Origin of the sequence: Bradyrhizobium sacchari (genome assembly GCF_002068095.1) — a bacterium.
Classification (GTDB): domain Bacteria; phylum Pseudomonadota; class Alphaproteobacteria; order Rhizobiales; family Xanthobacteraceae; genus Bradyrhizobium; species Bradyrhizobium sacchari.
Genome location: NZ_LWIG01000008.1, coordinates 46,323 through 68,930 on the forward strand (window position 1 = coordinate 46,323; position 22,608 = coordinate 68,930).

23 protein-coding genes are annotated in these 22,608 nt (G+C 65.7%); 8 read left to right on the plus strand and 15 right to left on the minus strand.

Features of this window, described 5'->3' with window-relative positions; translation table 11 throughout:
- Positions 1-283 precede the first annotated feature (283 nt).
- Positions 284-1,384 carry a HoxN/HupN/NixA family nickel/cobalt transporter gene (locus tag A5906_RS11390; RefSeq protein WP_080135313.1) on the minus strand — a complete coding sequence of 367 codons (1,101 nt, stop codon included), beginning with the start codon at positions 1,382-1,384 and terminating at the stop codon, positions 284-286.
- A 366-nt stretch (positions 1,385-1,750) separates the two neighbouring features.
- On the opposite strand from A5906_RS11390, the gene A5906_RS11395 reads away from it, so the two are divergent.
- Complete coding sequence (locus A5906_RS11395) at positions 1,751-3,538, plus strand: peptide ABC transporter substrate-binding protein (protein ID WP_080135314.1); 1,788 nt, start codon at positions 1,751-1,753, stop codon at positions 3,536-3,538.
- Positions 3,539-3,892: 354 nt separating this feature from the next.
- On the opposite strand, the gene A5906_RS11400 is transcribed toward A5906_RS11395, so the two are convergent.
- The 4 genes from A5906_RS11400 to A5906_RS11415 form a co-directional block, all read right to left on the minus strand.
- Positions 3,893-4,168, minus strand: coding sequence for a DUF2934 domain-containing protein (locus A5906_RS11400; RefSeq protein ID WP_080135315.1), 276 nt, complete (start codon positions 4,166-4,168; stop codon positions 3,893-3,895).
- A 95-nt stretch (positions 4,169-4,263) separates the two neighbouring features.
- Positions 4,264-4,425 (minus strand): DUF2934 domain-containing protein, encoded by a 162-nt coding sequence (locus tag A5906_RS11405; protein WP_080135511.1) that lies wholly within the window; start codon positions 4,423-4,425, stop codon positions 4,264-4,266.
- A gap of 225 nt (positions 4,426-4,650) precedes the next feature.
- Positions 4,651-4,863 carry a hypothetical protein gene (locus tag A5906_RS11410; protein ID WP_080135316.1) on the minus strand — a complete coding sequence of 71 codons (213 nt, stop codon included), beginning with the start codon at positions 4,861-4,863 and terminating at the stop codon, positions 4,651-4,653.
- Complete coding sequence (locus A5906_RS11415) at positions 4,860-5,903, minus strand: helix-turn-helix domain-containing protein (RefSeq protein ID WP_245326681.1); 1,044 nt, start codon at positions 5,901-5,903, stop codon at positions 4,860-4,862. The genes A5906_RS11410 and A5906_RS11415 overlap by 4 nt, the downstream gene beginning before the upstream one ends.
- Before the next feature lie 283 nt (positions 5,904-6,186).
- Here A5906_RS11415 and A5906_RS11420 point away from each other — a divergent pair, with 283 nt between their 5' ends.
- The 7 genes from A5906_RS11420 (at position 6,187) to A5906_RS11450 (ending at position 13,495) form a co-directional block, all read left to right on the plus strand.
- Positions 6,187-7,647, plus strand: coding sequence for a two-component system sensor histidine kinase NtrB (locus A5906_RS11420; RefSeq protein ID WP_245326682.1), 1,461 nt, complete (start codon positions 6,187-6,189; stop codon positions 7,645-7,647).
- Positions 7,644-8,315, plus strand: a complete 672-nt coding sequence (locus tag A5906_RS11425) for a response regulator transcription factor (RefSeq protein ID WP_080135319.1) — start codon at positions 7,644-7,646, stop codon at positions 8,313-8,315. The genes A5906_RS11420 and A5906_RS11425 overlap by 4 nt, the downstream gene beginning before the upstream one ends.
- Positions 8,316-8,420: 105 nt before the next feature.
- Positions 8,421-8,798, plus strand: coding sequence for a response regulator transcription factor (locus tag A5906_RS11430; protein WP_080135320.1), 378 nt, complete (start codon positions 8,421-8,423; stop codon positions 8,796-8,798).
- Positions 8,799-8,959: 161 nt separating this feature from the next.
- Positions 8,960-10,816, plus strand: a complete 1,857-nt coding sequence (locus tag A5906_RS11435; protein ID WP_080135512.1) for an FUSC family protein — start codon at positions 8,960-8,962, stop codon at positions 10,814-10,816.
- On the plus strand, positions 10,813-11,016 hold the full coding sequence (locus tag A5906_RS11440) for a DUF1656 domain-containing protein (protein WP_080135321.1): 204 nt from the start codon (positions 10,813-10,815) through the stop codon (positions 11,014-11,016). The genes A5906_RS11435 and A5906_RS11440 overlap by 4 nt, the downstream gene beginning before the upstream one ends.
- A 12-nt stretch (positions 11,017-11,028) precedes the next feature.
- On the plus strand, positions 11,029-12,276 hold the full coding sequence (locus A5906_RS11445) for an HlyD family secretion protein (RefSeq protein ID WP_080135322.1): 1,248 nt from the start codon (positions 11,029-11,031) through the stop codon (positions 12,274-12,276).
- 232 nt (positions 12,277-12,508) lie between these two features.
- Positions 12,509-13,495 (plus strand): helix-turn-helix domain-containing protein, encoded by a 987-nt coding sequence (locus tag A5906_RS11450; protein WP_080135323.1) that lies wholly within the window; start codon positions 12,509-12,511, stop codon positions 13,493-13,495.
- A gap of 208 nt (positions 13,496-13,703) precedes the next feature.
- Here A5906_RS11450 and A5906_RS11455 read toward each other — a convergent pair whose 3' ends face one another.
- The 10 genes from A5906_RS11455 to A5906_RS11500 all read right to left on the minus strand — a co-directional run bounded on the left by A5906_RS11455 (position 13,704) and on the right by A5906_RS11500 (position 22,487).
- Complete coding sequence (locus tag A5906_RS11455; RefSeq protein ID WP_080135324.1) at positions 13,704-14,642, minus strand: acyltransferase domain-containing protein; 939 nt, start codon at positions 14,640-14,642, stop codon at positions 13,704-13,706.
- Positions 14,643-14,651: 9 nt separating this feature from the next.
- Entirely contained in the window at positions 14,652-15,602 is a 951-nt protein-coding gene (locus A5906_RS11460; RefSeq protein ID WP_080135325.1) for an AEC family transporter, read from the minus strand.
- A complete protein-coding gene (mdcB, locus tag A5906_RS11465; RefSeq protein ID WP_080135326.1) occupies positions 15,599-16,480 on the minus strand; it encodes a triphosphoribosyl-dephospho-CoA synthase MdcB in 882 nt (293 codons plus the stop codon). The genes A5906_RS11460 and mdcB overlap by 4 nt, the downstream gene beginning before the upstream one ends.
- Positions 16,477-17,157 carry a malonate decarboxylase holo-[acyl-carrier-protein] synthase gene (gene mdcG, locus A5906_RS11470; RefSeq protein ID WP_080135327.1) on the minus strand — a complete coding sequence of 227 codons (681 nt, stop codon included), beginning with the start codon at positions 17,155-17,157 and terminating at the stop codon, positions 16,477-16,479. Before mdcG ends, mdcB begins: the two co-directional genes overlap by 4 nt.
- Positions 17,132-17,854: a biotin-independent malonate decarboxylase subunit gamma gene (gene mdcE, locus A5906_RS11475; protein ID WP_080135328.1), complete on the minus strand. Its 723-nt coding sequence runs from the start codon at positions 17,852-17,854 to the stop codon at positions 17,132-17,134. Before mdcE ends, mdcG begins: the two co-directional genes overlap by 26 nt.
- Complete coding sequence (locus A5906_RS11480; protein WP_080135329.1) at positions 17,841-18,779, minus strand: biotin-independent malonate decarboxylase subunit beta; 939 nt, start codon at positions 18,777-18,779, stop codon at positions 17,841-17,843. The genes mdcE and A5906_RS11480 overlap by 14 nt, the downstream gene beginning before the upstream one ends.
- Positions 18,776-19,093: a malonate decarboxylase acyl carrier protein gene (mdcC, locus tag A5906_RS11485; protein WP_080135330.1), complete on the minus strand. Its 318-nt coding sequence runs from the start codon at positions 19,091-19,093 to the stop codon at positions 18,776-18,778. The genes A5906_RS11480 and mdcC overlap by 4 nt, the downstream gene beginning before the upstream one ends.
- Before the next feature lie 9 nt (positions 19,094-19,102).
- Positions 19,103-20,749 carry a malonate decarboxylase subunit alpha gene (mdcA, locus tag A5906_RS11490; RefSeq protein ID WP_080135331.1) on the minus strand — a complete coding sequence of 549 codons (1,647 nt, stop codon included), beginning with the start codon at positions 20,747-20,749 and terminating at the stop codon, positions 19,103-19,105.
- The gene (locus tag A5906_RS11495; RefSeq protein WP_080135332.1) at positions 20,746-21,606 is read right to left on the minus strand and encodes an MBL fold metallo-hydrolase; all 861 of its coding nucleotides are present in this window, start codon (positions 21,604-21,606) and stop codon (positions 20,746-20,748) included. Before A5906_RS11495 ends, mdcA begins: the two co-directional genes overlap by 4 nt.
- A gap of 95 nt (positions 21,607-21,701) precedes the next feature.
- Positions 21,702-22,487, minus strand: coding sequence for an alpha/beta hydrolase (locus A5906_RS11500; protein WP_080135333.1), 786 nt, complete (start codon positions 22,485-22,487; stop codon positions 21,702-21,704).
- Positions 22,488-22,608: the final 121 nt, after the last annotated feature.

Here is a 22,608-nt window from a genome sequence, read left to right on the forward strand (position 1 = left end):
CCCGCCGCCGGCGAGGACGACACGATGATGGCGTGGGCCTGGGACGCGCTTGGATGAGCAAGAAGCCAGATGGCAGATAGAACGAACGCGATTCGGAAGAACGCGCGCATGATGCTCACTCGCTGTCGACAGTCGTCTCTTTCACCCGCCTCCTTGGCGGGTGATCTCTACCGGACGCTATGTTGGCGCGAGTTGGTTGTTCGCAAGAGCGCCAGGAATTCGGATCTGATCGCGGATCGCGGAAAGTCGCCGATTGTTGCCGTTGCGACACACCTGGGTGCGATCATCCCGGCGCGGCGTCCCTGCTCAGCTCGTCAGAATCGACCATGCGCGGCCGGTCGCTCGGAGCGATACGGCGATAAAGCATGATCGAGACCAGCCATGCGATCGCGAACAGCGCGATCACGGCAAAACCGACATTGACGAGCGAGTCGTTGAGGGCCTCGACCAGCGACCACGGCCCGCCTGACAGGCCGAGCCGGTCCGCGATCAGGCCGAGCGTCTCGATGCCGCCGATCAGCAGCGCGACCGCGACGGAGGCGCCGGTGATGGTGAGGTTGTACCAGAGCTTGCGCTGGGGATCGACGAAGGCCCAGCGATAGGCGCTCACCATCAGCGCGGAATCGGCCGTGTCGACCAGCGCCATGCCAGCGGCGAACAGCGCGGGAAAAACCAGCACGTGCGCAAGCGAGACGCCACGCGCGGCTTCGCTGGCGGAGATGCCGAGCAGGCCGATCTCGGTCGCGGTGTCGAAGCCGAGACCGAACAGCAGCCCCAGCGGATACATGTGCCAGGATTTTGCGACGAGACGGAACATCGGGCCGAGCAATCGCGCCATGAAGCCGCGGGCGGCGAGCAGCTGTTCGAGCTGCGCGGCGTCATGGATGCCCCGCTCGCGCAGCTCGCGCAGGGTCCGCCACAGGCCGGCGAAGATGACGAGATTGATCGCCGCGATCACCAGCAAGAACAGCGCCGAGACCGAAGTGCCGATCAGGGAGCCGATCTCCGTCAGCAGGCTGTCGCCGCCGAGGCTCACGACACCGAGCGCAAGCAGCATGGTCGCGACCAGGACCACCGTGGAGTGTCCGAGCGCGAAATAGAGACCGGCGCTGCGCGGCGCATCGCCCGCCTGCATCAGCTTGCGCACGACATTGTCGATCGCGGCGATGTGGTCGGCATCGACGGCATGGCGCAGGCCGAACACCCAGGCCAGCAGCGCGGTCGCCATCACTGTCGGCCGATCGCCGAACGCTGCGAAGGCGAAGGCCCATGCGGCGAGATTGGCGGCAATCAGCCCGCCGAACAGCACGCCGGGCTCGAACGCCTGCCCTTCGACATCACCAGACCGAACCACGCCATCTCTCCGAGTATGATCTTTATACATATCCATCATACTGGCAAGGGCCGGGCCATGTTCGGGCGACGCAGCCGATGGTCCGGGAACGCGCAGCTCGTGGACAGGTCAGATGCCAGTTCCCTCTCGCCGAAAGGTCTATCGCATACGAAGAAGAGAGGCGGATAGCTCGCCCGCAGCGCATCTTCGAGACGCCGGCCGATGGCGGGCCCTCAGGATGAGGGCGGAGTGCGCGGCAGCAATATCAACGGGCCCAATTCCGCTTGGCCTCATCCTCTATCGCCATTTCGCCGCAGGGCATCCCTTTGACTCCACGACGTCAGGCATCCCAAGCTAGAGTGCACGTAACTTGCATGCCGGGGACGACTTTTTCTTTGTGAAGGCGGAGGTCATCTGATGAACGAGAACGAGATCCGGGGTCTGATCGCGGAGGTAAAGCAAGGCACGCTGTCGCGACGCTCGTTCATCCGGACCATGGCTGCGGTCGGGATCGCAGCGCCGGTCGCAAGCCAGATCCTGCTCTGGAACGACGTGGCGATGGCGGACGCCACGCTCAAATACAAGCCGACCAAGGCCGGCGGCGGCGGCCCGCTCAAGATCCTGATCTGGCAGGCGCCGACGCTGCTCAACCCGCATTTCGCGATCGGCACCAAGGACCAGGTCGCCTCGCGCATCTTCTTCGAGCCGCTTGCCGGCTGGGACAAGGAGGGCAACCTCATCCCGTGCCTTGCCGCCGAGGTCCCGACCAAGTCGAATGGCGGCCTGTCGCCTGACGGCACCAGCGTGACCTGGAAGCTGAAGCAGGGCGTGAGATGGCATGACGGCAAGCCCTTCACCGCCGACGACGTCGTCTTCACCTGGCAATACGCCGCCGATCTTGCGACGGCGGCGTACACCACCGGGTCCTACCAGAACATCACCGTCGAGAAGATCGACGACTACACCGTCAAGGTGATCTTCAAGGCCCCGACCCCGTTCTGGGCCGACCCCTTTGTCGGCGCGGTCGGCCAGATCCTGCCAAAGCATCATTTCGGCGACTATGTCGGCGCGAAGTCGCGCGAGGCGCCGGGCAACCTCAAGCCGGTCGGCACTGGGCCGTACAAATTCGTCGAGTTCAAACCGGGCGACCTGCTCACGGCCGAGCGCAACCCCGACTACCACGTCAAGAACCAGCCGCATTTCGACACGCTCGAGGTGAAGGGCGGCGGCGATGCGGTCTCGGCGGCGCGCGCCGTGCTGCAAACCGCCGAATACGACTATGCCTGGAACCTCCTGGTCGAGGACGAGGTCCTCAAGCGCATGGAAGCCAGCGGCAAAGGCAAGGTGGAGTTCACGCTGTCCGGCGGCGTCGAGTTCATCATCCTCAACACCACCGATCCGTGGACCGAGGTCGACGGCGAGCGGTCCAGCGTCAAGTCCAGGCACCCGACGCTATCCGACCCCGCCGTTCGCCAGGCCTTCAACCTGTTGGTCGATCGCGAGGCGATCCAGAAATTCATCTACGGCCGCGCCGCCGTCGCAACCGCGAGCTTCGTCAACCAGCCCAGCCAGTTCAAGTCGAGCAAGCTCAAATATGAGTTCGACATCGACAAGGCGAGCAGGATCCTGGAGGCGGCCGGCTGGAAGATGGGCGCGGACGGCATCCGCGAGAAGGACGGCAAGAAGCTCAAATACGTCTTTCAGACCTCGATCAACGCCCCGCGCCAGAAAACGCAGGCCATCATCAAGCAGGCCTGCCAGAAGGCCGGCATCGACATCGAGCTCAAATCGGTCACCGGATCGGTGTTCTTCTCCTCGGATGTCGGCAACCCCGACACCTACTCCAAGCTCTATGCCGACATGGAGATGTACAACACGACGCAGCCGCAGCCCGATCCGGAGCGCTTCCTGAACCAGTGCGTGTCCTGGGAGATCGCCAACAAGGACAACAAATGGCTCGGCCGCAACGTCTCGCGCTGGTCCGACCCCGAAGCCGACGCAGCCTACAAGGCCGCGCAGAAGGAGCTCGACCCGGTCAAGCGCGCCGCGCTGCTGATCAGGGTCAACGAGATCTTCTGCGAGGCCAACGTGCTGGTGCCGCTGCTCTCGCGCAACATCGTCGGCGGCTCCGTCAACAGCCTCATGACCGACATCTCGGGCTGGGAAGTCACGACGTGGAATCTGGGGAGCTGGTATCGGGTCTGAGGGAGAGTGCCGTAGCGCGGCGAACGCTTCCTTATCCGTGTCATTGAGGCTCTGTCATCCCCGCGCAACGGCGAAGCCGTTGTCGCTGGAGGTGCGAGGCATGGTACGCGGCGCGTCCGGGGGAGCCTCGAAGGATACACGGCCGAGATGCAGCCGGCGAAGGGTCCAGCCCCACTGTGAAGCAGGTCACAGCAAGATCAAGTGTTTCCCCCTACAAAGACCGGGCATGGCCGCAAACAAGGTAACGGCGGTACGCACGAGACTGTGGAGTGATCGACAGCTATGGACTATTCGAAGCCGCCAGCGTGAAGAACCCGGCGGCTTTCTTCTCGCATGCGGCAGCTGTCGCTCCGGTCAGGCGCCCGGACCCTTCCTCTCCTCGCGCTCTGCCTCGATCTGCCGCTCGGCTTCGAGCCAGAAGTCCAGGTCATGATCGGCCGGTCGGCCGGCCTGCTCCCAAAGCTCGTACGCACGCGTCCGCACCTCGCCGCGCCGCATCATGCGAAGGAGCTTTCGCTTCAGCTCCTCGGCGAAGCTTCTGAAGCGCTGTCCCGTGGGCTCGTCCTTGACGAGCGCGGCCGCTCGCGTTGCGAATTCGATCTGGCGCTCGATATTCTGCCGCTCGTCCACTGCGAACACTGCCGTAGAACAGGTTGCTTTAGGCCTCGTGCCGTTCAGACACAGAATTCCTTCCGGCAAGTTCTGTTCCTAAAGATGTAGTTCGGTCACAGAGTATCCGGCGTCCGCTGCGTGTTGGACTTGTCCTCGTTGCGCAGCTCCTGCTCGGCCGCGCGCCAAAACTCCTCTTCGCGGCCTTCGGGCTTGCCGGCCTGCTCCCACAAGCGGTGCGCGCGTTCTCTGATCTCTTGCTCGGTCGGCTCGGACAATTGCATCTCCTCGGATGGGAAGCACGGCCCGACCTGGGGGGTATGGGGGCTTGGAGGCGGGCCGTGCAGGCCAGCGATCGGCGGCGACGCTGGCCCGCGGATTCAAGCCTTGACGGTTCGCAAGAGTTCCTAGTCTGGGCGCAGACCGGCGCGCGCCAGCCCGACGCACTGCCCCGCGCAACTCGTTCCTGGCGAGCGCGGGCAGCCGATCAACGAATCCATCGATCAATAACGTGCGATGCTGCCGGCGACGAGCCTGCAGAAGCTGAGAGTGACGCGGCCATAGAAGACGCCTGATCCCGGCTCCGAAGATGCGAAACGATAGGAGGCCCCGAGACCGCGGGCAATCTCGAACACTCCCATGATTTCGTGGTGCACTACCGCCGAGTGGATGCCGAGCAGCGACAGCAACAGGGCCTGAATGCCGAGGCTGCTCATGACGGCCTCGCTTCGGGGCGCGGCAGCGGCAGAAACTGCGCGCGATGGGCGCTTCTCCATTGATATGGCGTATCGCCGACGAAGCGCTTGAACACCGTCGTAAAATGAGCCTGCGTCTGGAACCCGACGGTCAAGGCGATGTCGACGAGCGAGACGTCGGCCCGCTGCAGCAATTCCTGAGCTCGCTCGATCCGCCGCTTCAGCAAATAGTCGTGCGGCCGCATGCCGACGGCCGCCCGGAACTGCGCGGCGAAGTGCATCCGGCTGAGGCCGGCAACGGCGGCCAGATGCTGCAGGGTGACCTTCGCATCCAGATTGTCGTCGATGTATTGCATGACGCGCTTGAGGCGCCATTTCTGCAGCGACCGCACGGTCCGGCAGGCCTGCCCTTCGTGGTCGTCCTTGGCCGGCTCGGACTGGCTTCGTCCAACCACCGTCTGCGCGCTTGCTTGGCGGGTCAGAATCGCCAGACGCAGCGCGTCGACAAGGATGGCGGAATGGGGATGGTGCATGGCCTTGGTGGCCGCAAGTGCATCCGAGAGGCGCCGCATCACGGGGTCCGTGGCCTCCTCGGCACCCGTCTCCCGATCGGAGTCAGCGGACGCGCGCGCAAGACGTTTCGCGGACACCCTGAAACCCGGCTTGCCGTCGGCAGATCCTTGCACGTCCGGCGCAGGCGGCTCGATCGCCAGCGCAACATCCAGATGCACGAGGGAGAGCGTCATCGCCTCCTCGCCGGAGCGCGGCAATCGTCGCGATGGCCGCAACTGCGGGCCGTCGACCGACGAAACGTCGATTGCGGCGGCGACATGATCCTTGGCGATTTGCGGGTATGACATCTGCAGCGACATCGTCGAGCCTCCTTGTCCCAGTTCGCAGCGGCAATGCCTGGCCGGCTTGCCCGAATGCGATGGGAGCAGAGTAATTCGGCGATCCGCGCGCTCCATTCTACGCGCGGGTGCATGGATAAGTTCTGGGGTTAACCGCGTCATACCTAGGTATGATCGCGGCGCAGTCACCGGGCGAAGCGCGAGCGGCACCCTCGTCTGCATCCGCGGACGCGCGAGCCCGATGGTGCGGCGCACCTGCGGTAGTTTGACGCGCCCGCCCGCGCCGAATTCAACTTTCCCACGAGGTCTTCCAAGAGAGCACGAAAATCACCTGACCGGATATTGTGGACGCGACGAAATCGCGGCATCAACGCGACTGCAATGAGAAGAAACACCGCCTGCGACAATGACGAACCTTGATCGGCCCACGGGCTCATCCATGAGCCGCGCGGGCTTGCGGTTCTGGTCCGCCGTCTTCGCCTTTGCGGTCTTCATGGTCGACGTGCTGACGCCGCTCGAGGGCGCGGTCGCGGTTCTCTATGTCGTCGCGATCCTGCTTGCGGCGAGGACCAACCGGCGCAACGACATCATCGTCGCCGCGACCGGCTGCATCGTCCTCACCATCAGCGCATATCTGTCATCGCACGGCCTGCAGACGATCGCCTCGCCTGCCCTTCGCGCGCTGGTGAGCCTCGCGGCGATCGGGATCACCACCCTGCTGGTGCTGCAGAATCACGCGGCGCACAGCGCGCTGGTGCAGAGCGAGCGGCGATATCGCCGGATGTTCGACGCTAGCCGGATCGGCGTCGTCGAGGAGGACTGGAGCGGACTGCGGGCGGCGCTGGATTCACTGCAGACCGAAGGGGCGGACTTGCGCGACCATCTGGCACGACACCCCGATTTCGTCCGGGATGCCCGCCGGCTCACCAGAATCACCGACGTCAATCCGGCCCTGCGGAAGATGGCGGGGGCGAGCGACTCTGCGGCCTTCATCGCGAACGTGGACAAGCTGCTGGGCGAGAACGATCGCAGTTTCCTCGACGCCCTGGCCGCCTTCGCGCAAGGAGAGCGGTTCCACGAAGGAGAGACGGAGCTCGTGCGGCTCGACGGACGCAAGGTACCCGTGCTGTTCACGATCACCTTTCCGCCCGAACCCGACGGGGATCATAACGTGCTCGTCTTCGTCGTCGACATCACCGAGCGCAAGCAGGCTCAGGATGCGCTGCTCGCGGCGCAAGCCGAGCTCGCCCATGCTGCGCGCGTCGCCACCCTCGGCGAGCTCAGCGCCTCCATCGCGCACGAGGTGAACCAGCCGCTGGCGGCGATCGTCACCAGCGGCGAGGCCGGCTTGCGATGGCTGCGGCGCGACGTCCCCGATCTCAAGGAGGTCGCGACGACGATCGGCCATGTCGTGGCTCAGGGCCGCCGCGCCAGCGAGATCGTGACCCGCATCAGGACCTTCCTGAAGAAGGTCCCGCCCCAGCAGGACATGCTGCAGATCGACGAAGTCATCGAGGAGGCAACGGCCCTGGTCGCGCGCGAGCTCGCCAAGGACGACGTCGCCCTCATCGTCGAGGCGCCGCACGACCTGCCGCCGGTTCGCGGCGACCGGATTCAGCTGCAACAGGTCCTGGTCAATCTGCTGGTCAATGCCGGCCAAGCCATGTCAGGCCAGCCCGGTTCCCGCACCATCACGCTGCGCGCCGGCACCGTGGACCGCGAAACCCTTTGGATCACGGTGCAGGACAGTGGCCCGGGTATCCATCCTGACGACCTGCCGCGCCTGTTCGATCCGTTCTTCACGACCAAGGGCGGCGGGATGGGCATGGGACTTGCGATCTGCCGAACGACGGTGGAAGCTCACGGCGGCCGGTTGTCGGTGGCCAGCACCCCGGGTTCGGGCGCGACATTTCACCTGACACTGCCATATAGCCAAGAACACGCCTCGCCATGACACGACCAAACCAGGCCCAACCGCCGGTGCCACCCTCCAGCGCGACCGTCATCATCGTCGACGACGATGCCGGGATCCGCGCCTCGCTCGACAGCCTGTTCCGGTCCGTCGGCCTCGAGACGCGGCTGTTCGGCTCGCCGGCCGAACTGCTCGGCAGCTCGCTGCCCGACGGCCCCGGCTGCATCGTGCTGGATGTTCGTCTCCCGGGCGTGAGCGGCCTCGATCTGCAGGGCCAGCTCGTCCGGCAGGGCATCAGCTATCCGATCATCTTCATGACCGGCCATGGCGACATTCCGATGTCGGTGCGCGCCATGAAGGCCGGCGCGGTCGATTTCCTCTCCAAGCCGTTTCGCGACCAGGACATGCTCGATGCCGTGACGGCCGCGCTGGAGCGCGATGCGCAGCACCGCGCCGAAGCCGCGACCAAGGAGGACATCCGCGCCCAGTACGAGACCCTGACGGCGCGCGAGCGCGAGGTGATGGGCCATGTCACCGCCGGCCTGATGAACAAGCAGGTCGCCGCCCTGATCGGCCTCAGCGAGATCACGGTTAAGATCCACCGCGGGAACGTCATGCGCAAGATGGGGGTCCGGACGCTGGCCGACCTCGTCCGCAAGGCCGAGGCGCTCGGGGTATCCCAAACCCGCGGGACTACGGATCACACCTGAGTATAATTTCGGCGGACCTGCCCAAAGGTCCATAAGGCGTCATCGGCCGCGCAACGGGAGATATCCTCCTGCCTTGCGGAACTCCGCGGTCAGGATTGTACGCGAATGGCCCAAACCCCAGTGATTGCGATAGTGGACGACGATGAAGGCGTTCGCGCCTCGCTTGCGAGCCTGGTTCGCTCGCTCGGCTACGAGGCCCGGGCCTACGAGTCTGGAGTCGACTTCCTCCAACATGCGCCGGGAGACGATCCGGCATGCATGATCGCCGACGTCCAGATGCCGGTCATCAGCGGCGATGAGCTTCAGGCCCAGCTGATCGCCTCTGGCCGCCGCTTCCCGATCATCTTCATGACGGCATTTCCGAGCGAATCCGTGCGCCAGCGCGTGATGACGGCAGGCGCGCATTGCTATCTCGGCAAGCCTTCCAGCGGCGACGAGATCATCCATTGTCTTGAGCAGGCGCTGGCGGGCCAGACGCCGTAGTCCATTCGCCCGTTTCGCGCGCCGCCGCCGCAACCAGACGTGCATTCCGGCAAGCGGGTTGATGGAGCGGAAATACCGCGAGGCCCGGTAAACCTCATATTCCGCCGTGACTTTATCGACATCTGCAGGGCGGCATGCCCTGCCGGAAACGCATGAGGCCGATGCTCGTGAATGCCACCAGTGCTGCCGCGCCGCGCCCGCTTGTCTTCGCTGGCTTCCGGGCGAGCTCCTGGGCCTTTGCGTTGCGGGTATGGCTGGCGATGATGCTCGCACTCTATGTGAGCTTCTGGCTCGAGCTCGAATCTGCCTCGTCGTCCGCCCTCACCGTTGCCGTCCTCGCGCTGCCGACCCGCGGTCAGGGCATGGAAAAGGCCGGCTACCGGCTGCTCGCAACCGCCATCGGCGTTGTGGCCTCGATCGCGATCGCCGGCGTGTTTTCGCAGACCGACGGCCTGCTGCTCGCGGTGCTCGGCATCTGGGTCGGGCTCTGCGTCTATGTCGCCGGGATGCTGGACGGCAATCGCGCCTATGCAGCGGCGCTCTGCTGCATCACGGTCGCCTTGGTCGCCATCCAGCAGATCGACACGCCGCTCCAGGTGTTCCCGGCCGGCGTCGCGCGCGGCGCCGCCATCGGCATTGGGGTCCTTGCGGTCGCATTCGTGAATGAGGTTCTGGCCGCGCCAGACTATCATCCGCTATTGGCAAGCCGCATCGAGGCGCTGCACCGCCGGGTCAAGACCCTCGCGCAAGGCGCAGAGGGGAACTGCGCAGCGGATGCCGCGGGCTTGCTGCACGACATCGCTGCGCTGCGTCCGGAGATCGCCAGCCTCGTGACGGAATCGAGCATCGGCACGGCAAGGACTGCAGCCGCGCGTTCCGCGCTGGTCGACCTCGTCAGCGCGTTCTCTCTCGGTCGCATGCTCGCGGCACTCCCCGACACCTCGCCGGATGCCGCCGGACTGACGGCGATGTCCCGATCATGGCTCCGGACCGAGATCAGCCGAAAGAGTGCCCGGGTCTGCAGCAGCCTCGATGCACTGCATGAAGGAACGCGCCCTTATCATGCATGGCGCGCGCCGCTCTACCGCTCGCGCCGCATCGCGGCGGAAGCCGCCGCACGCGGGGCGATCTCGTTCACGCTGATCGCGCTCTTCTTCGTGCTGACGGGCTGGCCGGCCACCGAGCTCTGCCTGTCGCTCGTCGCAGCGATCATCGGCCTCAGCTCGATTTCGCCCGCACCACGAAACTTCGCGCTGGTGGCGGTGATGGCAATGCCGATCGCCTGCGCGCTGGCCGGCATGCTGAAATACCTCGTCTTCAACGGCGTGTCCGAATTTCAATTGCTGGCGATCGGACTTGCGCCCGCCGTCATCGGCCTCGCGCTGCTGATCTCATTGCCGAACCCGATGCTGTCGTCCCTCGGCCGCCTCGTCCTGGTCTTCATGATCGCCGTCCTCGTACCGACCAATCCACAGAGCTACGACCCCGAGGTATTCCTGGCGACGAGCCTCTTTGCCTGCCTGTCGGCGGTGCTCGTCTTCGCGGCGCAGATGCTGCTGCCTCCCCTGTCGGGCGAGCGGCGGGGGAGGCTCCTGCTTGGAGAGGCGAGACGCGAATTGAGCCGCCTCGACGGCGGGCGAGCTCGATCCCTCGCGCCGGAGGAAGCTGCGTTTCGCGACGCGGCGCGGATCGAACAGATTCTGACCGCAAACGGCGCCGCGCCGCTCGATGGTCGGATCGCGGCCGAAGCGATGCGCTGTTTTGGCCAGGCTGAAACCTTGCGGCGTTGCCGCGCCGAACTGGATCGGCTGCGACAGGGCCCACTCGCTGGCGCTGCGCAGGACGCGCGAGAGGCCCTCGCCGAGCGGAACGGCGACGCCATCCTCGCGGCAGCCGCGGCGCTGCGCCAGACCGCAGCGCGAAGCGGCCTCTCCGCCGATGCCGCCATTGCCCTGCTGATTCCGGCAAGCCACGCATTCGCGCCGTTACAGCCTTCGGGCCGGGGCGAACAGCCATGACGAACACCTATCGGGAGCTCGTCATCGGCGGCGTCCTCGTTGCTCCCATCGTCTCCTATGCGGCAACGGCGCTGCTGGCATTCCTGCTGCTCCGCCCGCTGCTGCGTTTCATCGGATTCGCGAAGATCTTCAGTAACCCATCACTGGCCGAGTTCAGTCTCTACGTTGCGATGTTCGGCTTGCTCGCTCTGTTCTTCTAGGGAGACACGGTCATGTCAGCCGAAACGCAAGCCGATGCCGCCGACGCCGCGGACGGTTCGGGCACCCCGGAGCCTGTGGCGCGCGACACCGGCGATCGCTTCGTGGACGGCCGCGGACCTCCGGTGCAGGCCGCGTTCTTCGCGGGGCGACTGCGCAAGGCCGTCGGCCGATTGATCCGCGGCGCCGGCAAGCATCTTGCCACCCTCGGCATCGCGCTGGTCGCGGTGGTGATATCGGTTGCGACCTGGCAGCACTACGTCACCGCGCCCTGGACGCGGAACGGCAGCGTCCGTGTCCAGGTCGCCAATGTCGCGCCACAGGTTGCGGGCAAGATCGTGGAACTGCGCGTGGCCGACAACCAATTCGTCCACAAGGGCGACGTGCTCTACGTGATCGATCCGTTCGACTTCGAGGTGGCCGTCCGCGTCGGCAAGGCCCTGGTCGACCAGCGGGCGGCAGACCTCGTGGTGAAGCAAGCCGAGTTCGACCGGCGCCAGCATCTGTCCGATCTTGCGACGACCCCCGAAGAGCAGCAGATCTATGCGGGCAACGCGGCGCAGGCGAAGGCCGCCTACGAGGCGGCGGCACACCAGGTCGCGCAGGCGGAGCTGAACCTGAAGCGCACCAGCGTGGTCAGTCCGGTCGACGGCTATGTCACCAACCTTCTGCTGCGCGCGGGCGACTATGCCGTTACCGGCGTCAGCAACATTTCGGTCATCGATTCCAACAGTTTCTGGATCGACGGCTATTTCGAGGAGACCAAGATGGCGCGGGTTTGCGTCGGCGATCGCGCCGAAGCGCAACTGGTCGGCTATTCCAGGCCGATCATGGGACACGTGAAGACCGTGACGCGCGGGATCAGCGTATCGAACGCGGCCGCGGGCACACAGGGCCTGCCCAACGTCGATCCGATCTACACCTGGGTGCGACTGGCGCAGCGCGTACCGGTTCGCCTCGCCATCGACACCGTGCCGCCGGATGTCCCACTCGTCTCGGGCATGACAGCGACGGTGACAATCCGGCAGCCGTCCACGACCGGCCAGACCTGGCTCGACCGTTTCCGTATGACCTTCGTCGATCCTGTCTCAGATCTGTTCGGCGCAGGACGCCCGCCTCGTCCGGACTGCCTGCAGGCCATATCGCAGCAGCGCCCGGAGGTGGAAGTGCTTCCCTATGCGCGCGAGCCCGCGGTTCCGCCGGCAGAGAAGATCGCACCCGGCCTCACACCCGGCATCGACGCTTCGCCACGCCTGCCCTGACGCAGGTCAACGTCGTCCGCTAACATCGGACGCTCGCTCCAAGTGTCTGATCGCTCTGGTTCAATTGAACGATTTGCGACATGCGGTCGCACCCGACGCACTTGCAACATCTAACACCCCTTAAGCATCCGTAACGCGCCTTGCGACAGCTTCAGACCTATCGTTCGTGCATGGACCAATTGAATTCTGCAGGCCAACGACGGCAGCAGAATCCAGGACACAGGAACGAACGATGTTCACTGATGTGCATGCGGCAGGCGCCTGGCTCACCCGTCAACCCACCCGTCACGAACCCGATTCCCCGCTCGGAGCGCGCGCAATTCCATGCGAGCGAGGATGGCGTCAGCCCGACCAACAAGCCGGCACATCGGCAGAGGACATCACAATCTCGCGCTGTATCTGCACGCAGACAGGCATAAGGCAGGGAGAAGCGACGACGCCTCCCGACCGATATTTCCTCGCCATCGCCCTGCAGACGACCCGCCTCAAACTGAACAGAGGCCGCCACATCGTCTTCGACGGCATCATGCCGGCAGGCACGCTGTATGTCGGCGCACCGTCGCAGCAGCTCAGTGCGGTGTTCTGCGCGCCGTACGATTTCCTGCATGTCCACGCCTCCGCCAGCGTCTATTTTCCGTGCGAGCCTGGAGCTGATCCTGCCGCGCCCGAGATCCTCAACGATCTCGTCCTGCTCCGTGACCCCTTCGCCGAGCAACTTGCGAAGGCGCTTACCGAACACGGTCATTTGGCCGACCGGGAGTTTGCCCGCTGCATCGGTCGGACGCTCGCCATGCACATTGCCCGGCGCGAACGTCCCCACGCGAGAGTCAACGCCCTGGCGAAATGGCGACTGCGGCGCGTCGAGGAGTATGTCGGGACACATTTCGATCACTGCGTAAGCCTGTCCCAATTGGCCAAGGTCGCGGGACTGTCCCGAATGCATTTCGCCGCCCAGTTTCGTGCCGCGACGGGCTACCGGCCGCGAGAGTATCTGCTGCGCGAGCGCGTTGAACGCGCGAAATCGCTGCTGTCAGGCTCTGAGACACCCCTCGCCGAGGTGGCGCTGACCGTCGGCTTCTGCACGCAGGCGCATTTCTCGACCGTCTTCAAACGGATGACGGGTGACACGCCCGCGCGCTGGCGCAGCGCCGTGCGGAACGCATCGGCGGCGTCAGCTCGCAAAGCCGCGTCTTGCGTGCTGACCACGGACATCTCGTGAATCATGCGAAATGAGAAACATCCGGGGTTCGTGAAATACTTCCGTTACGGGATCGGCCATGCTGTGCGTGTTAGGTGACTTGAGACCCCCCAAGTCGCCGCTCGAGCCTCCCTCCTCCCTGGGCATCCGAGCATTTTGGGGCCGTCCTCCCCAAGGACGGCCCTTTTTTTTCGGGCGCGATGACGATCCATCCGGATATCATGGCGCTCTAGCCGTCCAGATGGCGCGCAATCCAGGCGCGGATGCCCTGAAGACTCCTGAAATCATCGAGCGAGCGCGCCGGAAGCGTGGGGGCGATTTCGGCAGCCATTCCGCTCAGCGCATGTCCCGGACCGAGTTCGAGAAAGCCCGTCGCGCCGGCTTCGACACAGGCTTGCAGGCAATCGGCCCATTGCACCGTGTGCGATATCTGCGCCGCAAGCTTGTCGAGGCCGCTCCCGGCCGAGACGACCGGAGCTGCATCGATACCGCTCAGAATGCGCACACCGGCCCGCGGCGGGAATATCACTTGCGTGGCGCGCAAGACCTCGCGAAAGGCTGACGATGCTTCCGCGAGCCGCCCGGTGTGGGAGGCGACCTCGACCGGCAGCGCGACGACCCTTGCGGCGTGCATCGCCCGTGCGTCGCCGGCAATCCCGCGCAGCGCCTCGCGGCCGCCGCCGATGACAAAGGCCTCGCCCGGATTGACGATGGCGATCGCCGCGCCGTGACGCACGCAAAGGCGCTCGAGCTCTTCGCGCGCAAGACCGCGAACGAAGATCAGCCCGTCGCCGGCGTGCGTCGCCGCATCCATGGCCTCGGCGCGGCGTGCCACGAGATCGAGCGTAGCGGTCGCATCGAACAGGCCGCCGACACCCCAGGCCGCGACCTCGCCGACACTATAGCCGGCAATGATGACGTCACGTGAAAGGGCATCTGCGAGCGCGCTCGCCGCCGCGAGTGGCTGCAAGGTGCAGAGAATCTGGCCGGCTCGATTGCGGTGCAGGGCCTCATCGGCTTCGCTGCGCACGAAGTCGCGCGGATCCCTGCCGCCGAGCAGTGTCGCCGCGTGCACAAACAAGCGCGCAGCCTCAGGCGCATCGCCCGTGAGGGCGAACATGTTCCGGTGCTGCCGACCTTGTCCCGAGCACAGGATCGCAAGCGTCATGGGCGCGGCCTAATGAGGAAAGAGGGTTGCGATCGCGATCGCCAGCGTCACGACGCTGAATCCGGTGCTGGCGATGACCATCGAGCCCACCGTTGCGGAGTCCAGGCGATAGTTCACCGCAAACAGGATGCCAAAGAAGCCCGACGGCAATGCCGCAAGCAGAATTGCCGTCTTCGCAACATCGGGTCCGAGGTGAAAGCCGTAGACGATCGCGACGGCCAGCAGCGGCCGAAGGATGTCCGCAGCTCCCGTCGCTGCAATGACCCGCCAATCGATCCGGAGCGACTGGGCCGACAGAACGAGGCCGGTCAGGAACAGCGCGACACCCGCAGCCGCGTTTCCGATCAGGACGAGACAGGCATGGACAAGCGGATCGAGCTTCAGACCGGACAACGAGAACGCGACGCCGAGCGCGGGCGCCCACACGACAGGCTTGGCGAACGCGCGCCGGATGGCCGTCAGAACCGGCGATGCCGGCGCCTCGGTGCCGCGGACCTTGCTGGCGCTGATCTCCGCGATCACGAGGGTCAGGGGGCTGACGAGGATCGATCCGGTTGCGAGCGCAACGGCAACCGGAACGACACCGGCAGGTCCGAGCACGGTCGACAGGATCGGCAGACCGACGCCGGCAAGATTTGGAAAACCGACCGTCAGAGCCTGCACCGCTGCGTCCGACCTCGTCACCGCCAACAAGCTGCGCTCGAACCAGTACCAGCCGGCATAGATGACCAGCATCGTCACGCCAAACACCAGGAAGACCGGCGCCTGCCCGGTGATCCCGTCGTGCGGGGCCGATGCGGTCGCCGCAAACAGCGAGGCCGGCAGGGCGAAATCCATCACGAGGGCATTGAGACCTTCGACGTGACCGTTGTCGACGATGCGAAATCTGCCGGCGCTGTAGCCCAGCAGCAGGACGAAGAAGACCGGCACCAGCGCCATCAGGATGACGTTCGAGGTCATGGCCTCGGCCTCTCATGGGCGTCGACGAAGAGCGTCATTGCAAGCAGATCCGCCGATCCGCCCGGACTGAGACGGCGAGCGACGAAGCTGTCGTGGATCGTTTGCGCCCGCGCACGCCAGCCGGGTGCGGAAACGCCGCCTGAAGCGATGAAGCGACGCGCCTCCTCATGCGCGAAGCGAAGGCCGTCGAGCCCGCCGCGATGCAGCAGATTGGTGTCTTCAACGGATGCGATCAGGGCGAAGCACGCCTCGACCCGCGCGGCTTCCCTATCCTCCGGCGCGACAGGCCTGGCTCTCCGCAAGGCCGGTAGGCCGATCCGGTAGATGCTGGGAAATCCCGTCGCGGCCTCGATGCGCGCACCGCCCGCGCAAAAGCGGCGGCGGGCCGCGCTGCCATGGCTGTGCAGCAGCACCGGACCATCGAGGATGCTGTCGCCCCACAGGCGCGCCACGACCTCGCCAAGCGGAAGAACGGGATCGACCAGCCCGCCGGCTTTCGCGCCGGCTGCCGCGCAAAGAAGGCCGAGCCCGAAGATCGCACCACGATGCGTGTTGACCCCCGACGTTGCCGCGAACATGGCGCGCTCCGCCTCAAGGCCGATGATCCGCAGCCGGCCCATGCCGCACCCCAGCGCGCCCGCATCGGCCAGACGTTGCAGGTAGGGCCCGATCGCCGCGGCGCTGCGGCGGAACGTGCCGGCGTCCATGTCGTCGTGACTGCCGTTGTCGACATGGCTCACCAGCCCGGGCTTCGGCCAGGTTTCGAGCTCCTTGACGAGGCAGTCCGCGGCGACGGCACCGATCGCGAAGACATCGGGTGCAATCTGCGCTTGGCGCAGGATAGGCCATTCCACGCCTCTTGCGGCCGGGGTGATCATGATGCCACCGCTCCCGAAACGAATTGATGCCTGCCAAGCAGGCCAACGCTGTCGATGTTCTTGACCAGAAGCTCGCTCGCGCCGCCGTGGAATTCGCGCCAGTTCACTGCAGCGCCGCCCGCGCCCATCAGCTCGCCATCGAGCCGCATCGGCGCATCCGTCTCGATCATGGCGACATCGGCGACGAAACGATCGATGTCGGTCTCGGTTCGAAACTCGAACAGGACATCGAGATCGGAACGGCCTGTCACGTAGTCGAGCCCGGTCAGCGACTGCCAGGCCAGGCTGCCGAACACGCGCGCATCCACCGCGTGCCGAAGCGCCAGCGCGTCGAGCCGATCGAGCGTCGGCCACCAGTTGCGCGGCGCGTAAGCCCGCGCCTGCCGCAGCAATGGCGGCCGCGCGACCGAGGCGACGTGGTCGTTATCCACCAGGAGGGAAATCCGCTTCTTGCCGGCCGAAGGCGGCAAGGGCAGGCCCAAAGCGAGGCCGCCTGCGTCGCATGGCAAAGCGCGGCGCCTGATCGTCGGCCATCGCATCTTGGGCCAGCGCGCGACCAAGGCGTCGGTCGCGAGATCGTCGCGCGCGTCCAGCAACGTGCGCCAGCCATCCGGGCTGACGAAGACGAGGTCGTGGCGACCAGGTGGACGCTCAGTATGCTTGCAGGGCGAGGTCACGAACGCGCTCCGCGATCTCGGCGGCCTTGAGCCGGCCGCCACGTTCCTTGCCGAGCACGTCTCGCCGGTCCTGCACGGCCGGCATGTCCGCCAGCAACGCCTCCAGCTGGTCGGCGAGCGAAATCGTGTTGCTCCATGTCAAGTGGACGGCGCCCATCTGCGCGAGATTGGACAGGCCGGGAGCGAACACCGGCGTCGACTTCGCCTTCTCCTCCAGCGCGTCCATCGACAGCTTGGTGACCTTCGCCATCGACGGCAGGTCCATCACCGCAGGGGCAGCCCCGGGCAGCCCGACCAGCACGCGCGTTGCAAGACCTGTCGCAAGCAGCGCGCCCGCAGCGGAGTGGCCGTAGAGAAGACCGATGGTCGGTCGGCCATTCAGGTCCGCGTGGATCAGCACTTTCGCCAGATGCGAGAGGAATTCGTTCAGCCCGAGCAGCTCATCGCGCTTGCTCATGCGCTGGCTGTCGCTGTCGACGAGCACCAGGATCGGCCCCTGGCCCCGGTCGATCGACTTCAGGACTTGACCGGACAATCTGAGCGCCTCGTCGACGCCCAGCGCGGTCCGGTCCGCGACACCGAGGACGAGCATGCTGGCGCCGGATCGGAGCGTCGCCGAGCCGAGGAGGACGCCTTTGTCATTCCGGACCTCATGGCCGTCAGGAAACAGCGAAGTGAGAACGTCATCGAGCGTCACGGCTGGTCCTCCCGATCCTGTCGGCGAGCGCAATGAACTGATCGGCCGGCAGCTCCGGAACCGTTTCAGCATGTGCGATGCCTTCCGCCGTCCAGATGTCGACGGCATCGAGGCAGGCACCATAGCGGCGCAGCCGGTCGGCAAGCCGCTCCTGCTCGGCCTTCAACCTCTCGAGACCGAAAGGACCGACCAGATCCAGCAGCGCCAGCGCGGCCTCACGAAAATCCTGCACATTGTCGTGGGCGAAGACGTCGGCGGCGCCGAGCAGCCGGCGATGCTTGCCGCCCATGGTGCGCCAGACCAGGGCACGATCGCGCGAGTCAAACTCCTCGACACCGCGGTTGGTCTCGATGACTTCGGGGCCCGAGACCGCGATACGTCCCGGCTCCGAGACGGCGAGCGCCGAGCAGCAGCCTGCGATCAAGCCGCCACCGCCGTAACATCCGGATCTGCCGCCGATCAGCCCGATCACCTTCACGCCAGCGGCGCGCGCCTCCATCACGGCCCGCATGATCTCGGCGATGGCAAGCTCGCCGGCATTGGCTTCCTGCAACCGCACGCCGCCGGTGTCGAACAGGATCAGGACGGGGATCCTGCCGATCTCGCGCGCCGCACGAAGCAGACCGGTCAGCTTGGCGCCATGCACCTCGCCGAAGGCGCCGCCCATGAAGCGTCCCTCCTGCGCGGCCACGAACACCGGCGCGCCGTCGAGGCGGCCGTGACCGACGACGATGCCGTCGTCGAACTGCTCGGGCAGATCGAATATATTCAAGTGAGGACTGATCTCGCGCTGCTCCGGGCCGATGAACTCGACGAAGCTTCCGGCATCGAGCAGAAGCTCCAGCCGCGTGCGGGCCGACGCCTCGTAGAAGCTGGTGCTGCGAGCCCGCTCGGCCGGGGTGATATCCCTGAACGGCGCGGTCATTGGCCGTTCTCCGCGATCAATCGCACCGCCTGCGCCAGCCGCAGCGAGACCGTATCGGGGCGCGCGCCGCCGTCGTTGATCGAAAATCTCAGCCCACCCGGCGAATAGCGCTCGACGAAATCGCCGATCACCGCACGCCACACCTCGCCGAACCCGAGCGCCGCGGTCTTGATGTCGAGGGCGCATTCCGCATCCGGCAGGACCCGTTCCACCAGCACTTCCAGATTGCCCGATGCGACCACGCCGACGATCGCGGTCTGCCTGGTTCCGCCGGCCCGTGCGCGAACGTTGTGTTGAAAGCTGAAATCTTCCATGGCTCGTCCTCACCAGTTCCTGAATTTCGACGGCGGCGCGTAGAGCCCGCCCGACCAGCGCACGAGATCCTTGATCGAGCGCGCCGCCAGCAGGCTGCGATCCGCATCGAGCGGATTGATGCCGAGATCTTCCGGGCGGCGGATCACCCCGCGCTGGCGCAGCTGCGCGACCATGCTGTGGTCGCGCCGGCGGCCGACATCGGTGTAACCGGCAACGCCGCGGATGGCCTGCTCGCGCTCCTGCGCGGTGCGGCACAGCAAGAGGTTCGCCACCCCCTCCTCGGTCACGATGTGCGTGACGTCGTCACCATAGATCATGATCGGCGCGAGCTCGAGGTTCAGCTTCTCCGCAAGCTCGATCGCATCGAGCTTCTCGACGAACAGCGGCACGTTCTTGTCGCCGAACGTCTCGCCGATCTGCACCACCAGTTTGCGGCCGCGACGCAGCAGGGCCGCGCCATCAGGGTCGCTCTCAGCTCCCGCCCTGAGCCAGGGCTCGCTCGGGTGACGCCGCCCGCGGGCATCGGCGCCCATGTTCGGCGCACCGCCAAACCCGGCGATACGCGAAGCCGTGATGGTCGACGAATTCCCCTGCAGGTCGATCTGCAAGGTGGAGCCGATGAACATGTCGCAGGCATAGAGCCCGGCGGTCTGGCAGAAGGCGCGGTTGGAGCGCAGCGAGCCGTCGGGACCGGTGAAATACACGTCGGACCGTGCACGGATGTAGTCCTCCATGCCGACCTCCGACCCGAACGAGTGGATCTGCCGCACCCAACCGGACTCGATCGCCGGAATCAGCGCCGGATGCGGGTTCAATGCAAAATGGGTTGCGATCCTGCCCTTCAGCCCAAGCCGCTCGCCGAAGGTCGGCAGCAGGAGTTCGATCGCGGCCGTGCTGAAGCCGATGCCGTGATTGAGCCGCTGCACGCCATAGGGCGCGTAGATGCCCTTGATCGCGAGCATCGCGGTCAGGATCTGCCCTTCGGTGATCGCTGACGGATCGCGCGTGAACAGCGGCTCGACGAAGAACGGCTTGTCGGACTTGACGATGAAGTGGACACGGTCCGCCGGGATGTCCACCCGCGGCACGGTGTCGACGATCTCGTTGACCTGCGCGATCACGACACCGTCCTTGAACGCGGTCGCCTCCACGACGGTCGGCGTGTCCTCGGTGTTCGGGCCGGTAAAGAGATTTCCTTCGCGGTCGGCGCTGACGGCGGCGATCAAGGCGACGTGCGGCGTCAGGTCGATGAAATAACGGGCGAACAGTTCGAGATAGGTATGGACCGCGCCGAGCGCGATCTTGCCGCCGAACAGCATGCGCGCGATCCGCGCCGATTGGGGCCCGGAATAGGCATAGTCGAGCCGCTTGGCGACGCCGCGGTCGAACAGGTCCAGATGTTCGGGCAGAACGACGCCCGACTGCACCATGTGCAGATCGTTGATCCTCGAGAGATCGACCGCCAGCAGCGCACGGCTGAGCAGATCCGCTTGTTTCTGATTGTCGCCCTCGAGGCAAACCCGATCGCCCGGCCTGATCACGGCTTCCAAAAGGCGCGTGGCGTCGCGCGACTCCACGATCTTGCCATGCGCAAGGCCGGCACCGGCCGCGATCCGCGCATCGCGTGCGGCGCGGTTGTTTTGCCAGCTGGTCATGATGTCTGCCCCTTCGCGGCATTGGCTCCGCTCCAGAGCGATCCGGGGTTGGCGCGGTCGGGATAGAGCTCCAGCATCGCTTCGTAGAGCTCGCGCGGCGATGCCGTTGCTTCGTCGAGGCGATTGAAATCAACGAGGTATTGCCGGGTTTCCGCGATGTTGCGCGGATCATCGTCATTGTCCGGCTTCTTGTGTCCGGCGACGACGAAACGCGGCTTGAGCGCCTCCAGCCGACCAAGTGCGGCGATCCATTCTCGCCGGCTCTCGGTATTGGTCTCGGCGAGATAAGGATGGATGCCGTTGTAGACGGTGTCGCCCGCAACAATCAGATCGAGAGCCGGGACATGCAGCGCGGTGGACCTCGCCGTATCGGTCCGGCCCATATCGACGACGGTGAGCTTGTGTCCTTCCAGCGTGAGCTCCCCGGTGAGGGGTTCCGCCGCGACCAGACGTTCCGCGATCTCGCCCGGAAAGCGCTTGCGCCAGAAGCCATCGAGCGAGGCCGGCGAAAGCTGCGCCCTCATCTCGTCGACGACCTCGGGAACGGCCACCGCTCTGGCATTCGGAAAACGGTCGAGCAGCGGCACGAGGCCGAAGAAATGATCGCCGTGGCCGTGCGTGACATAGATCGCAGTCAGATTGCGCCCGCGCGACACGACCCAGTCCAGCAGCGTCTGCGCCTGACCGGCGGTGAGGAACGTATCCACGAGGATCGCGTCACGCTCACCGTAGATGAGGGTCGAGGAATTCGCGACCCACATCAGGTCCGGATTGCCGGACGGCAAGTTGCGGCTCAGTCCGGCTCGCTTCACCGTCGTCACGCTCCAGGTCAGGACGGTGTTCTCGATCGCGCTCATGGAATTCTCCGGGCTGGGTAGTCCGGCCGACGGGAGTGCTGTTGCTCCCGCCGGCCTTCCTTCTGCCGGCCGTGCGTCAGAACCGGCAAAGGGCTTCAACGCGTGGCGGGCTGCTGGATGCTGCGCGCGGCGCGGGTGATGACGGCCGCCACTTCCTTCGGATGGGACTCGTAGACGGAGTGGCTGGCGCCCGGGATCACGGTGGTCTGGCTCTTGGCGCGCTCGTAGTACCAGCGTTCGAGATCCGGATTGATGATCTGGTCGCCGCCGGCGACGATGCCCCAGCTCGGCTTGGTCTTCCACGCCGCCGCGGTCAGCGGCGTGCTGAATACCTGCGTCGCGGCCGGCACCTGGGAGCGCGCAACGAACTCGGCGCGCTCGCGCGGCAGGTCGGGCGCGAACAGCTTCGGGAATTGCACGGGATCGAGATAGGTGAACTTGTCGGGCGTAACCTTGATGACGCCTTCGGTCTTGCCGAGCACGCTCGGCGTCTTCTTGCCGAGCGCCGCTTCGTCCTCGCCGACGTCGGGCGCATGCGCGGCGACGTAGACGAGGCCTGCGACGTTGGGGTGAACGCCGGCTTCGGTGATGATCGAACCGCCATAGCTGTGGCCGACGAGGAGCGTCGGGCCGTCCTGGAGATCGAGGATCCGTTTCGCCGCCGTGACGTCGTCGGCAAACGACGTTTCAGGCTCCTGCACCATGGTGACGCGGAAGCCTTCCTTGGTCAGGATCTCATAAACCGGCTTCCAGCCGGACGCATCGACCCAGGCGCCGTGCACCAGGACGATGTTCTTCAGGGGTTCCGCGCGCGCCGGGGTGACGGTCGCGAGCAGGGAGAGGGCTGCGGCAAAGGTGAGGCCAGCGTTGAGGCGTTTCATGTCGGGATCACTCCGGGTTGGAATGATGCGAGACTAGGTTCGACGCGCCGTTGCGTATTTCGGCAAGCAACGACCCTTGCCACTTCGCACGCCGGGAAATCTCCACCGCAACTCCGATCCA